At 68.9% G+C, this 12,301-nt stretch carries 13 protein-coding genes; 12 read left to right on the top strand and 1 reads right to left on the bottom strand.

Annotation, left to right across the window (positions count from 1 at the left end; all coding sequences use genetic code 11):
* Positions 1-113: 113 nt before the first annotated feature.
* From dop to prcA, 5 genes are all read left to right on the top strand, one after another.
* A complete protein-coding gene (gene dop, locus ACWCRD_RS23845) occupies positions 114-1,625 on the top strand; it encodes a depupylase/deamidase Dop (RefSeq protein ID WP_450967800.1) in 1,512 nt (503 codons plus the stop codon).
* Between the two features lie 157 nt (positions 1,626-1,782).
* A complete protein-coding gene (locus tag ACWCRD_RS23840) occupies positions 1,783-2,001 on the top strand; it encodes a ubiquitin-like protein Pup (RefSeq protein ID WP_011027899.1) in 219 nt (72 codons plus the stop codon).
* A gap of 14 nt (positions 2,002-2,015) precedes the next feature.
* A complete protein-coding gene (locus ACWCRD_RS23835; RefSeq protein WP_450967799.1) occupies positions 2,016-2,612 on the top strand; it encodes an endonuclease VII domain-containing protein in 597 nt (198 codons plus the stop codon).
* The gene (gene prcB, locus ACWCRD_RS23830) at positions 2,564-3,409 is read left to right on the top strand and encodes a proteasome subunit beta (RefSeq protein ID WP_450967798.1); all 846 of its coding nucleotides are present in this window, start codon (positions 2,564-2,566) and stop codon (positions 3,407-3,409) included. The genes ACWCRD_RS23835 and prcB overlap by 49 nt, the downstream gene beginning before the upstream one ends.
* 61 nt (positions 3,410-3,470) lie before the next feature.
* The gene (gene prcA / locus ACWCRD_RS23825) at positions 3,471-4,223 is read left to right on the top strand and encodes a proteasome subunit alpha (RefSeq protein WP_450967797.1); all 753 of its coding nucleotides are present in this window, start codon (positions 3,471-3,473) and stop codon (positions 4,221-4,223) included.
* 66 nt (positions 4,224-4,289) lie between these two features.
* Here prcA and ACWCRD_RS23820 read toward each other — a convergent pair whose 3' ends face one another.
* On the bottom strand, positions 4,290-5,306 hold the full coding sequence (locus ACWCRD_RS23820) for a LacI family DNA-binding transcriptional regulator (protein ID WP_450967796.1): 1,017 nt from the start codon (positions 5,304-5,306) through the stop codon (positions 4,290-4,292).
* A 159-nt stretch (positions 5,307-5,465) separates the two neighbouring features.
* On the opposite strand from ACWCRD_RS23820, the gene ACWCRD_RS23815 reads away from it, so the two are divergent.
* The 7 genes from ACWCRD_RS23815 (at position 5,466) to ACWCRD_RS23785 (ending at position 12,173) form a co-directional block, all read left to right on the top strand.
* Positions 5,466-6,725 (top strand): MFS transporter, encoded by a 1,260-nt coding sequence (locus ACWCRD_RS23815; protein ID WP_450967795.1) that lies wholly within the window; start codon positions 5,466-5,468, stop codon positions 6,723-6,725.
* Positions 6,726-6,734: 9 nt separating this feature from the next.
* Positions 6,735-8,096, top strand: coding sequence for a Pup--protein ligase (gene pafA / locus ACWCRD_RS23810; protein WP_059196529.1), 1,362 nt, complete (start codon positions 6,735-6,737; stop codon positions 8,094-8,096).
* A gap of 135 nt (positions 8,097-8,231) precedes the next feature.
* Positions 8,232-9,233: an FKBP-type peptidyl-prolyl cis-trans isomerase gene (locus ACWCRD_RS23805; RefSeq protein ID WP_450967794.1), complete on the top strand. Its 1,002-nt coding sequence runs from the start codon at positions 8,232-8,234 to the stop codon at positions 9,231-9,233.
* A 60-nt stretch (positions 9,234-9,293) separates the two neighbouring features.
* Entirely contained in the window at positions 9,294-9,665 is a 372-nt protein-coding gene (locus tag ACWCRD_RS23800) for an FKBP-type peptidyl-prolyl cis-trans isomerase (protein ID WP_030945962.1), read from the top strand.
* 130 nt (positions 9,666-9,795) lie between these two features.
* Positions 9,796-10,749, top strand: coding sequence for a helix-turn-helix transcriptional regulator (locus ACWCRD_RS23795; RefSeq protein ID WP_123964014.1), 954 nt, complete (start codon positions 9,796-9,798; stop codon positions 10,747-10,749).
* 19 nt (positions 10,750-10,768) lie between these two features.
* Positions 10,769-11,794, top strand: a complete 1,026-nt coding sequence (locus ACWCRD_RS23790) for a helix-turn-helix transcriptional regulator (RefSeq protein WP_450967793.1) — start codon at positions 10,769-10,771, stop codon at positions 11,792-11,794.
* Positions 11,795-11,876: 82 nt separating this feature from the next.
* Positions 11,877-12,173, top strand: coding sequence for a hypothetical protein (locus tag ACWCRD_RS23785; RefSeq protein ID WP_450967792.1), 297 nt, complete (start codon positions 11,877-11,879; stop codon positions 12,171-12,173).
* The last annotated feature ends 128 nt before the right edge of the window (positions 12,174-12,301 follow it).

Raw genomic sequence — 12,301 nt, 5'->3', positions numbered from 1 at the left:
TTCGGTACCGCCGAGTCGCGCAGTGCGGGGACGGGCACCGCACACGCACCGGAGCGCCAGCGGTACTTGAGCAGCGTCCCCGACCGAGGGCGCCGCCGGGCAAGGAGGGCCGCATGACCGTACGGCGAGTAATGGGCATCGAGACGGAGTACGGCATCTCCGTCCCCGGCCACCCCAACGCCAATGCCATGCTCACCTCGTCCCAGATCGTCAACGCCTACGCGGCGGCGATGCACCGGGCCCGCCGGGCCCGCTGGGACTTCGAGGAGGAGAACCCGCTGCGCGACGCGCGAGGCTTCGACCTCGCCCGCGAGGCCGCTGACGCCAGCCAGCTCACCGACGAGGACATCGGCCTCGCCAACGTCATCCTCACCAACGGCGCACGCCTCTACGTCGACCACGCACACCCCGAGTACAGCGCCCCGGAGGTCACCAACCCCCGCGACGCCGTCCTCTGGGACAAGGCCGGCGAACGCATCATGGCCGAAGCCGCCGAGCGCGCGGCCGCCCTCCCCGGCGCCCAGCCGATCCACCTCTACAAGAACAACACCGACAACAAGGGTGCCTCCTACGGCACGCACGAGAACTACCTGATGAAGCGGGAAACCCCCTTCTCGGACATCGTGCGCCACCTCACGCCGTTCTTCGTCTCCCGCCAGGTCGTCACCGGCGCCGGCCGCGTCGGCATCGGCCAGGACGGCCACGAACACGGCTTCCAGCTCAGCCAGCGCGCCGACTACTTCGAGGTCGAGGTCGGCCTCGAAACCACCCTCAAGCGCCCCATCATCAACACCCGCGACGAGCCCCACGCCGACGCCGAGAAATACCGCCGCCTGCACGTGATCATCGGTGACGCGAACCTCTCCGAGATCTCGACCTACCTGAAGCTGGGCACCACAGCCCTGGTGCTGTCGATGATCGAAGACGGCTTCATCGCCGTGGACCTGGCCGTGGACCAGCCCGTCCGCACCCTCCACCAGGTCTCCCACGACCCCACACTCAAGCGCCAGATCACCCTCCGGAGCGGCCGCACACTCACCGCGGTCCAGCTCCAGATGGAGTACTTCGAGCTCTCCCGAAAGTATGTGGAGGAGCGCTTCGGAGCGGATGCCGACGACCAGACCAAGGACGTCCTGGCCCGCTGGGAAGACACCCTCAACCGCCTGGAGAACGACCCCATGAGCCTCGCCGGCGAACTGGACTGGGTCGCCAAGCGGGAACTCATGGAGGGCTACCGGCGCCGCGACGGCCTCGACTGGGACGCCGCCAAGCTCCACCTCCTCGACCTCCAGTACGCCGACGTACGCCCCGAAAAGGGCCTCTACAACCGTCTCGCGGCCCGCGGCCGCATGAAGCGCCTCCTGGACGAGAACGAGGTCGAGAGGGCCCGTACGAAGCCGCCGGAGGACACCCGCGCGTACTTCCGCGGACGCTGCCTGGAGCAGTACGCGGACGACGTCGCCGCCGCCTCCTGGGACTCCGTGATCTTCGACCTCCCGGGCCGGGACTCGCTCCAGCGCGTCCCAACCCTCGAACCGCTTCGCGGAACGCGAAATCACGTCAAGGAGCTCCTGGACCGCTGCCGCACGGCGGAAGACCTGGTCAGGGTGCTGTCCGGCGGCTGAGGGAACACACGGGACCGACTCGTCCCGGCAGGGTGGAAAACCCGACGTCCGGGAATCATCGAGGTGGCCCCCGTACGTTGTAGCAACTGCGGGGCCGATGTCAGACCCTGCTTGTAGGGTCTGATCAAGAACGTCGAACCGAGCGGGGTGAGGGGTTATGGCGACCAAGGACACCGGCGGCGGCCAGCAGAAGGCGACGCGCTCCACGGAGGAGGTCGAAGAGCAGGCGCAGGATGCGCAAGCTTCTGAGGACCTCAAGGAGCGCCAGGAGAAGCTGAGCGACGACGTCGACTCTGTTCTGGACGAAATCGATGATGTGCTCGAGGAGAACGCAGAGGACTTCGTGAGGTCATTCGTTCAGAAGGGTGGCGAATAACCTTCGAATCGAAGGTGACGGGGGTGCTCGGCTTGGCAAGCGAAGAGTCGGTGAAGCGCTGCGTGCGGTGCGGCGAGCACAAACCGCGCGCAGCCTTCGCTCGCAAGCGGTCGAATCTTGACGGCTTGCAGCGCCATTGCCGGGACTGCGCGACCCGCTATCACTGCCACGCGCCGGAGCCTCAACGGCTGGGCCCGAAGGATGATGTGCCCGCAGGGCACAAGCGCTGCCGACGGTGCGATGAAGTCAGGCCGCATAGCGAGTGGCATCGGAAAGGCGCTGGCTGGGCCAGCCGCTGCAAGGCATGCAGGGCGGCCGCAGCGCCGGCACAGCACCTGTTGCGCAAGTACGGCCTGACCGAGGTCGAACGAGACGAACTGATCACATCCCAAGGCGGGGTCTGCTGTATCTGTCTATCCGCTCCTGCGACGCATGTGGATCACTGCCACAAGACGGGTAGGGTCCGAGGCGTACTGTGCTTCAACTGCAATTCCGGCCTCGGCCTGTTGAGGGACGATCCCGAAGCGATGAACCGAGCTGCCGATTACCTGGAAGGAAACGCGTGGAAGCCAACACTCGTAGCACCGGGCGTCTACCAGCTGCCTTCCTGACGCCTGGGTCCTCGTCCTTCATGGACTTCCTGTCCGAGCACCAGCCGGAGATGCTTCCGGGGAACCGGCAGCTGCCGCCCACCCAGGGCGTCATCGAGGCGCCGCACGGCACGACGATCGTGGCCGTGACCTTCCCGGGCGGTGTCGTGCTCGCCGGTGACCGGCGGGCCACGATGGGCAACGTCATCGCGCAGCGGGACATCGAGAAGGTGTTCCCGGCGGATGAGTACTCGGCCGTCGGTATCGCCGGTACGGCGGGCCTCGCCGTCGAGATGGTCAAGTTGTTCCAGCTGGAGCTGGAGCACTTCGAGAAGGTCGAGGGGGCGCAGCTCTCGTTGGAGGGCAAGGCGAACCGGCTGTCGACCATGATTCGTTCCAACCTGGGCATGGCCATGCAGGGCCTGGCTGTGGTTCCCCTCTTCGCCGGTTATGACGTGGACCGCGAGAAGGGGCGCATCTTCTCCTACGACGTCACTGGTGGCCGCTCCGAGGAGCACAACTTCGCCGCCACGGGCTCCGGCTCGATCTTTGCGCGCGGTGCCATGAAGAAGCTCTTCCGCGACGGCCTGACCGAGGACGAGGCCACGACCCTCGTGGTCCAGGCCCTCTATGACGCGGCAGACGACGACTCGGCGACCGGTGGTCCCGATGTCGCCCGCCGGATCTATCCGATCGTGACCGTGATCACCGAGGACGGTTTCCGCAGGCTGACGGAGGAGGAGTCCTCCGAGATCGCCCGCTCGATTCTGGCGCGGCGTCTTGAGCAGCCCGACGGTCCGCGGGCCGCGTTGCTGTAGTCGGGTGGCCGGCTCTTATCAAGGTGATCGCGTGACTTCGACAGAAAGGGACGGATAACCGGTGTCGACGCCGTTCTATGTCTCACCCCAGCAGGCCATGGCCGACCGGGCGGAGTACGCCCGTAAGGGCATCGCCCGTGGTCGCAGCCTGGTCGTGTTGCAGTATGCCGACGGCATCGTGTTCGTCGGCGAGAACCCGTCCCGTGCGCTGCACAAGTTCAGCGAGATCTACGACCGGATCGGTTTTGCGGCCGCCGGCAAGTACAACGAGTACGAGAATCTGCGGATCGGTGGTGTGCGGTATGCCGATCTTCGTGGTTACACCTATGACCGTGACGACGTGACCGCCCGCGGTCTTGCGAACGTGTATGCCCAGACGCTGGGCACGATCTTCTCCAGTGCGGCCGAGAAGCCGTACGAGGTGGAGTTGGTCGTTGCCGAGGTCGGTGAGACGCCCGAGGGTGATCAGATCTATCGGTTGCCGCATGACGGGTCGATCGTGGACGAGCACGGTTCGGTCGCGGTCGGTGGTAATTCGGAGCAGATCAGCACTTATCTCGATCAGCAGCACCGTGAGGGCATGTCGCTCGCCGAGGGGCTGAAGCTGGCCGTGCAGGCGCTGTCCCGCGATACGAACGGCACGCAGCGGGAGATCCCTGCTGAGCGTCTGGAGGTCGCGGTGCTGGACCGTACGCGTCCGCAGGCGCGGAAGTTCAAGCGCATTGTGGGCCGCCAGCTCGCTCGGCTCCTGGAGGCCGGTGGTGCGACCACTGAGGCCGAGAGCAGCTCCGAGGAGGGCTCGGACGAGGAGTAGTCCGTCTCCTCTGCCTTCCCGCTCCTTGTGTGCCCCGGTCGTCGATGCGGCCGGGGCACAGGGCGTTCAGGGGGCGCCAGGCGGTGCTGTCGAGCCTCGTACGACCAGGTGGACGGGAATGTCGCCCGCGTCGGGCACACGCCCCTCCAGGACGGCCAGCAGGGCTTGCATTCCGCGTTCGCCGAAGAGCTCGGCCTCCAGTCGTACGGTCGTCAGTTCGGGGTCGAGGGCGGTGGCGAGGGCGAGGTCGTCGAGGCCGGTGACGGAGATGTCGTCGGGGACGCGCAGGCCGAGTCGGCGGGCGGCTTTGTAGGCGCCGGCGGCGAGTTTGTCGTCGTCGCAGACCAGGGCGGTGGGCCGTGGGCCGGGGGCGGACAGTGCGGCTTCGGCGGCGGTCAGGGCGCCTTCGATGGAGATCGGTGCGCGGGTGGTCCGTACGGATGTGTCCGGGACGGCGCCGATCCGGGCGGCCAGTTCGTGCGCGCGTACCTCGAAGGTCCAGGACGGCACGTCCGCCGCGAGGTGGAGGAAGCGGCGGTGGCCCAGGCCCAGCAGGTGTTCGGCGACCTGTCTGACGCCGTCCGTGATGTCGAGGTTCACGGTGGCCGCGCCCAGGCTGCCCTTGGGGTCGCTGTCGAGCATGACAAGGGGGAGTTGGTCGCCGCGGATGGCGGTGAGGGCGTCGGCGGCCATGGAGGAGGCGATGACGCCGTCGAGGGCGGCCTGGGAGGAGGCGAAGGGGTCGCGGGCGGGGCCGATGCCTTCGGGGGAGGGGTAGAGGACGACGCCGAAGCCGTGGTCGGCGGCGACGCGGGCCGCGCCGGTGTACACGCCGGCGAAGAACTCCGTGGTGAGGGCCGGGACCACGAGGAGGACGGTGCGGGTGCGGCCCAGGCGGAGGTTGCGGGCGGCGAGGTTGGGCCGGTAGCCGAGGTCGCGGGCGGCTTCGCGTACGCGTTCGGCGGTGGCCTGTGAGACACGGCCGCGCCATTTGTCGCCGAGTACCAGGGAGACGGCGGCCTGGGAGACGCCGGCGGCCTGGGCGACGTCGCGGCTGGTGGGGCGGGTGCTGCCGGGTGCCACCGTGGGCCTGCTCCTTGTCTTCTGGTCGCTCGCCTGCGGGGCTTCGGCCCTTCGGCTCACTCCCGGTCGTCTGGACGCGTGAACAGCGCACATGGTACGTATGAGAGCGGACGTTATACGTAAAACTTCCGGCGTCGGTCCGGGTGAGGGGAAGCGGACATGGCTGCGGGATACGTGGAGATCCTCAGGACCCGGCACGCCGCGCGTCTGCTCGCCGGCACGCTGGTGGGCCGGCTGCCGTGTGCGGTCGCCGCGATCGCGGTCGTGCTGTTCGTGCGGGCGGAGGGCGGAACCTACAGTCTGGCCGGCGGGCTCGCGGCGGTGTACGGGGTCGCCAACGCTGCCGGGCAGCCGCTGCTGGGGCGGCTGGTGGATCTGTACGGACAGCCGCGTGTCCAGCTGCCCGCCGCGCTCGGTTCCGCGCTGGCCATGTCCGGGTTCGCCTTCGTCGGCATCCATCCGCCGACGCTCGCGTACACGTGCGTGGCGCTCGCCGGGCTGTTCACCCCGCCGTTGGAGGGTGGTCTGCGGGCGCTGTGGTCGTCGGTGCTGCGCGGCGAGGGTCAGGTGCAGACGGCGTATGCGTTGGATGCCGTCGCTCAGGAAGTCATGTTCACCGTCGGCCCGTTGCTGGTGACGCTGTGCGTGTCGTTGTGGTCGGCTCAGGCGGCGCTGGTGCTCATCAACGTCGTCGGAGTGCTGGGCGCCCTCTCCGTGGTCGTCTCACCGCCCTCGCGGGAGTGGCGTTCGGCGCCGCGTGAGGCGCACTGGCTGGGGGCGCTGCGCTCGCCGGGGCTGCTTGTCCTGCTGGGCGCGTTTCTGGCGGTGGGGATGGCGCTGGGGTCGATTGCGGTCGCGGCCGTGGCGTATGCGGACGGCCATGGCGGGGATGCGGTGTACGGCTGGCTGATGGCGGCGATCGGCCTCGGGGCTCTCGTGGGTGGTACGGCGTACGGGGCGCGGCAGTGGAGTGGTGCGCCGGAGCGGCGACTGCGGGTGCTGGTGGCGCTTTTGGCGGTGTGTTATCTGCCGCTCACTCTGATGCCGGGTCCGGTGGCGATGACGGTGCTCGCGGCGGTCGCGGGGCTCTTCCTCGCGCCGTGTCTCGCGTGTGCGTTCGTCCTCGTCGACCGGCACGCGCCGCGCGGCACGGTCACCGAGGCGTTCTCGTGGATTGTGACGACGTTCACAGTGGGTTCCTCGGTGGGAACGGGCCTGGCGGGCCCGGTCGTCGAGTGGGGCGGGGCGGTGTGGGGGTTCGCCGTGCCGGGTGTCGCGGGGGCCGTGGCGCTGCTGGTTCTGCTGGCCACCGGACGGGTCCTTGCAGCTCCCGCGGGGCGAGCGGTGGTTGCGGCTTCATCGGAAAATGATCCAAACCGTGCCGTCGAACCCCGTTTCAGCTCAGGGGATCGGGCGTAATGTTCAGTCATGGACCGCCGCATTTTCGGGCTGGAGAACGAGTACGGCGTCACGTGTACGTTCAGGGGACAGCGCCGCCTGTCTCCCGACGAGGTGGCGCGGTACCTCTTCCGCCGTGTCGTGTCATGGGGCCGCAGCAGCAATGTCTTTCTGCGAAACGGCGCCCGCCTCTATCTCGACGTGGGCTCACATCCGGAATACGCGACACCGGAATGTGACAACGTGACCGAGCTGGTCACCCACGACAAAGCGGGCGAGCGCATTCTCGAAGGACTCCTGGTGGACGCCGAACGACGCCTGCACGAGGAGGGAATCGCGGGCGACGTCTACCTCTTCAAGAACAACACCGACTCGGCGGGCAACTCCTACGGCTGCCACGAGAACTATCTCGTCGCACGTCATGGGGAGTTCTCCCGGCTCGCGGACATTCTCATCCCGTTCCTCGTCACCAGGCAGCTTCTGTGCGGTGCCGGCAAGGTGCTGCAGACCCCGCGGGGCGCGGTGTACTGCGTCAGTCAGCGGGCCGAGCACATCTGGGAGGGTGTCTCCTCGGCGACGACCCGTTCGAGGCCGATCATCAACACGCGCGACGAGCCGCACGCGGACGCCGAGCGGTACCGCCGCCTGCATGTCATCGTGGGCGACTCGAACATGTCCGAGACGACCATGCTGCTCAAGGTCGGGGCGACCGACCTGGTGCTGCGCATGATCGAGGCGGGCACGGTGATGCGGGACCTGACCCTGGAGAACCCGATCCGGGCGATCCGTGAGGTCAGCCATGACATCACGGGCCGGCGCAAGGTGCGCCTGGCGAGCGGCCGCGAGGCGTCCGCGCTCGAGGTGCAGCGCGAGTACTACGAGAAGGCCGTGGACTTCTGCGAGCGCCGCGGTATCCGCACCGGCACCGTCGAGCAGGTCCTGGAGCTGTGGGGCCGCACGCTGGACGCGATCGAGGCCGAGGACCTCGACCGGATCGGCACCGAGATCGACTGGGTGATGAAGTACAAGCTCATCGAGCGGTACCGGGCCAAGCACAACATGACCATGTCGCATCCGAGGGTCGCGCAGATAGACCTCGCCTACCACGACATTCACCGTCGGCGTGGCCTGTACTACCTGCTCGAGAGGAAGGGTCAAGCGGCGCGGATCTGCAACGACTTGAAGATCTTCGAGGGCAAGTCCGTTCCGCCGCAGACCACTCGGGCGCGGCTGCGCGGTGACTTCATCCGCAGGGCCCAGGAACAGCGCCGGGACTTCACGGTCGACTGGGTCCATCTGAAGCTCAACGACCAGGCGCAGCGCACAGTGTTGTGCAAGGACCCGTTCCGTTCCGTGGACGACCGGGTGGAGAAGCTGATCGCAGGAATGTGAGCTATGTGAACAACGCGTTCCGGTGAAAGGCCGGAACGCAACACGGGCGCCGTACGTTTCCCGTACGGCGCCCTTCTCACGCCGTAGAGTTGCGCGCACGCCATCCACAAGATCGACCGATACGAGGCCTTTACCGTGCGCCGACGCTCCCTTCTCATCGCCGTACCCGCAGGACTGGTCACACTCGCCGGATGCGGTGACAACAAGTCCGCCTCGAGCAAGGCCGAAGCGAGTCCGTCGCCCTCCGCACCGGCCACATCCGCCGCGCCGCCGCCGAAGATCGTCGACGGGCCGCTGCCGGCGATCACGGCAGGCACGAAGTTCGGTGAGAAGCCGACCGTCGCCAAGGGCACCGGCCAGCCGTCGAAGAACCTCGCGGTCAGGACGCTCATCGCGGGCGGCGGGCAGACGGTCGCGGAGAACGACTATGTGCAGGCCCACTACCTCGGCCAGATCTGGAACACGGCGAAGGTCTTCGACAACTCCTACGACCGCAAGACGCCCCTGATCATCCAGCTCGCCCAGGGCAGCATCATCGACGGCTGGCGGTACGGCCTGACGGGCAAGAAGACCGGCAGCCGCGTCCAGATGGCCGTCCCGCCCACCTGGGGCTACGGCACCTCGGGCAACTCGCAGGCAGGCATCAAGGGCACCGACACGCTGGTGTTCGTGGTGGACGTGCAGGCCACGTTCAACGCCAAGAGCTCCGCCAAGGGGAAGGACGTGCCGCAGAAGGACGCGGCGCTGCCCAAGGTCGGCACCAACACCGACGGTGCGGCGCCCTCCATCGACGTGCCGAAGAAGACCGCGCCCACCAAGCTGGTGGCGGAGTACATCATCGAGGGCGACGGCCCCGTGGTCGGTGCGCAGGACAGTGTGCTCGTGCAGTACAAGGGCGTGTTCTGGGACTCGGGCAAGGAGTTCGACTCGACGTACAGCCGGGGGGCGCTGACGTCGTTCGGGCTGCAGCAGGTCGTCAAGGGCTGGGGGCAGGGCCTGACCGGCAAGAAGGTCGGCAGCCGGGTGCTCATCGTGATCCCGCCGAAGCTGGGCTACGGGGACAAGCCGCCGGCCGGCAGCGGCATCAAGAAGGACTCCGTGCTGGTCTTCACGGTCGACATCCTGGCCAAGATGTAACGGCCCGGTGATGTAAGACTGTGCGTGTTGCCTTTCCGCAGACAAGCAGGAGCTAGAGACGTGAGCATCGAGAAGCCCGAGATCGACTTCCCGGGCGGCGAGCCCCCGGCGGACCTCGAGATCAAGGACATCTGGGAGGGCGACGGCGCGGTGGCGCAGGCGGGCCAGACCGTCACCGTCCACTACGTGGGCGTCGCCTTCAGCACCGGTGAGGAGTTCGACGCGAGCTGGAACCGCGGAACGCCGTTCCGCTTCCCGCTCGGTGGCGGCCGCGTCATCAAGGGCTGGGACCTCGGCGTGCAGGGCATGAAGGTCGGCGGCCGTCGTCAGCTGACGATCCCCGCCCACCTCGCCTACGGCAACCAGAGCCCGACCCCGGCGATCAAGCCGGGCGAGACGCTGATCTTCGTGGTCGACCTCGTCGCGGTCTGATCGCCGCCGCGACCGGACCCGATCACCTGGGGCCCATGCCTGTCCGGGCATGGGCCCTCGGCTTTTGCCACGCCACCCGGGGGCGGTACGGTCATCGTCGTAAAGCACCATAGGGAGGCGAAGGGCGTCGATGGCCATTGCCAAGGCCGAGCGGCTGATGAACCTGGCGCTGTGTCTGCTCGGGACGCGGCGGCCGCTCAGCAAGCGCGAGCTTCGTGAGTCCATCGAGGCCTATCTCGAAGCGGGCAGTGACGACTCCTTCAGCCGGATGTTCGAGCGGGACAAGGACGATCTGCGCGAACTCGGCCTGGTCATCGAGACGGTGGAGAACCTCGACGGCGAGGTGGGTTATCTGGCCCGCCGTGACAGCAACCGCCTGCCGCCCATCACGCTCGACGCCGAGGAGGCCGCCGCTCTCGGTCTCGCCGCCAAGGTGTGGCAGCAGGCCCGGCTGGCGGGTGCGGCCAGCGGGGCCCTGCAGAAGCTGCGCGCGGCCGGCATGCCCGAGGACGTCGACCCCTATGAGGCGCACGGCGCGCTGGAGCCCCGCATCCCGGTGCACGAGGTCGCGTTCGAGCCGCTGATGCTGGCCTGCCGCGATCGCCGCCCGGTCGTCTTCGACTACCGCAAGGCCACCGCCGCCCACCCCGAGCCCCGGCATGTGGAGCCGTGGGCGCTGGAGTGCTGGCGCGGCCACTGGTACCTGGCCGGCTGGGACCGCGACCGGGGCGCCGAGCGGGTGTTCCGGCTGTCGCGGATCACCGGCAAGGTGCGCAGCCGGAGCGGACAGTTCACGGCGGAGATCCCCGATGTCGTCACCGTCCGGGAGACCGTGGCGAGCTGGGCGGGGGAGACCGCCGACCGCTCCGCCCTGATCCGGCTGCGCTCGGGCGCGGGCTACCCCCTTCGGGCGAAGGCCACCGCGGTGCGGGAACTCGGCGACGGCTGGGACGAGTTGGAGATTCCGTACGGGCACGGGCTGGACGCCTGGCTGGTGGAGTTCGGGCCGGACGTGGTGGTCCTCGAGCCGGCCGAGCTGCGCGCGGACGTGGTGGACCGGCTGCGTGCCGTGGCCAAGGGCTGAGGGGGAGCGGAGCAAGACAGTGGCAGGCAAACCGGTCAGGCCCGTGAACGCCATCGACCAGACCCGGCGGATGCTCTCCCTGGTGACGTATCTGAAGGAGCGCCCCGGGGCCCGGGTGGAGGACGTCGCGCGCGCCTTCGGCATCAGTGAGGACGAGCTGGTCTCCGACCTGGATGTGCTGCCCATGTGCGGCACCAGCTTCCGCGGCGGCGACCTGCTCGACATCGACACCGACGGCGAGCGCATCTGGTGGCACAACCCTGCCGCGCTCGGCGAAGAAACAGCGGAGCCGCTGCGGCTGGCCGCCGACGAGGCGACGGCGCTGCTGGTGGCCGCCCGCGCCGTGTCCACCCTGCCCGGGCTGCGGGAGAGCGACCGGCAGGCGCTGCTGCGGGCCAACGCCAAGCTGGAGGCCGCGGCCGGTGAGGCGGCGGGTGCCAGCTCCCGGCTGTCGGTGACCTTCGAATCCGAGGGTGGTGTCTTCGCCGACGTCGACCGGGCGATCTCGGAGCGCCGCCGTCTGTGGATCCGCTACTACTCGCCCGCGCGCGACGAGCTCACCGAGCGGGAGATCGACCCCATCCGCCTGGTCAGCGTCGGGCACACGTACGTGGAGGCCTGGTGCCGGCGCTCCGAGGCGCGCCGCACCTTCCGGCTCGACCGGGTCGCCGAGATCAGGATCCTGGACGAGCCGTCCGCGCCCCCCGAGATCGAGCTCAGGGACCTGTCTCAGGCGCTGGTGCAGCCGGCCGCCGAGGACCCGGAGGTCGTCGTCGAGGTCGGCCCGGGCGGCCGCTGGGTCGCCGAGTACTACCCGCACGACAGCGCGGATGAGCTTGCGGACGGCGGGCTGCGTATCACCCTGCGGACCCCGGATCCGGCGTCGTTGCGGCGGCTGGCGCTGCGGCTCGGGCGGGACGGCCGGATCGTCTCGCCGCCCGAGCTCGCCGAGAGCGCCCGCCGGGCGGCCCGTGAGGCGCTGGCGGCGTACGACGGCGTCGAGGCGCAGGACCCGCACGCAGGGCCTGCGGTTCACGACGGGTAGTCCGGCAGGCGGGAGTGAGCTGGACGGGGCGTCGGCCGCGGGGCCCCGGAGGCGATCGGCCTAGGGAAGAGGAGCAGGGGCTTTGAGCGAGTCGTCGGTGTCTGGTGCGGGGGGCATGTCGGTGGCGGCCGCCTTCGCCGGGATGAGAAGCGTGACCCCGGTGACGTTCAGGGCGGGCTGCCCGGACTGCCGCAGCAGCTTCGAGCTCGCCGCCGCGGCCCTGCGCCTGGCGATCGGCGCCAGCAGCCGCACGACGTTCTACTCGTTCACCTGCCCCGACTGCGGAGCCTCGGTCCGCAAGCCGGCCGGGGAGCGCATCGTCGAGCTGCTGACCGGCGGCGGGGTCCGCACGCTGAGGCTGCACTCGCCCGTCCGGTAGCGCTGTCGCGGTGGGCTTGCCGTCGACACGGCTGAGGGTCGAAACAAGGACAGCCGGGTCACTCGCTGTGACCCGGCTGTCGGCGGTGGCGTAGCACCGGTATCCGCTACGGGAGGACCGTCACCAGT

This window comes from Streptomyces sp. NPDC002092 (genome assembly GCF_053593775.1).
This window is presented reverse-complemented; position numbering and strand designations above follow the sequence as displayed.

Excerpts from the sequence above, each read along its gene's own strand:
- dop (WP_450967800.1), top strand. The coding sequence starts at position 114 with ATGACCGTACGGCGAGTAATGGGCATCGAGACGGAGTACGGCATCTCC.
- ACWCRD_RS23840 (WP_011027899.1), top strand. The coding sequence starts at position 1,783 with ATGGCGACCAAGGACACCGGCGGCGGCCAGCAGAAGGCGACGCGCTCC.
- ACWCRD_RS23795 (WP_123964014.1), top strand. The coding sequence starts at position 9,796 with ATGGCCATTGCCAAGGCCGAGCGGCTGATGAACCTGGCGCTGTGTCTG.
- ACWCRD_RS23815 (WP_450967795.1), top strand. The coding sequence starts at position 5,466 with ATGGCTGCGGGATACGTGGAGATCCTCAGGACCCGGCACGCCGCGCGT.
- pafA (WP_059196529.1), top strand. The coding sequence starts at position 6,735 with ATGGACCGCCGCATTTTCGGGCTGGAGAACGAGTACGGCGTCACGTGT.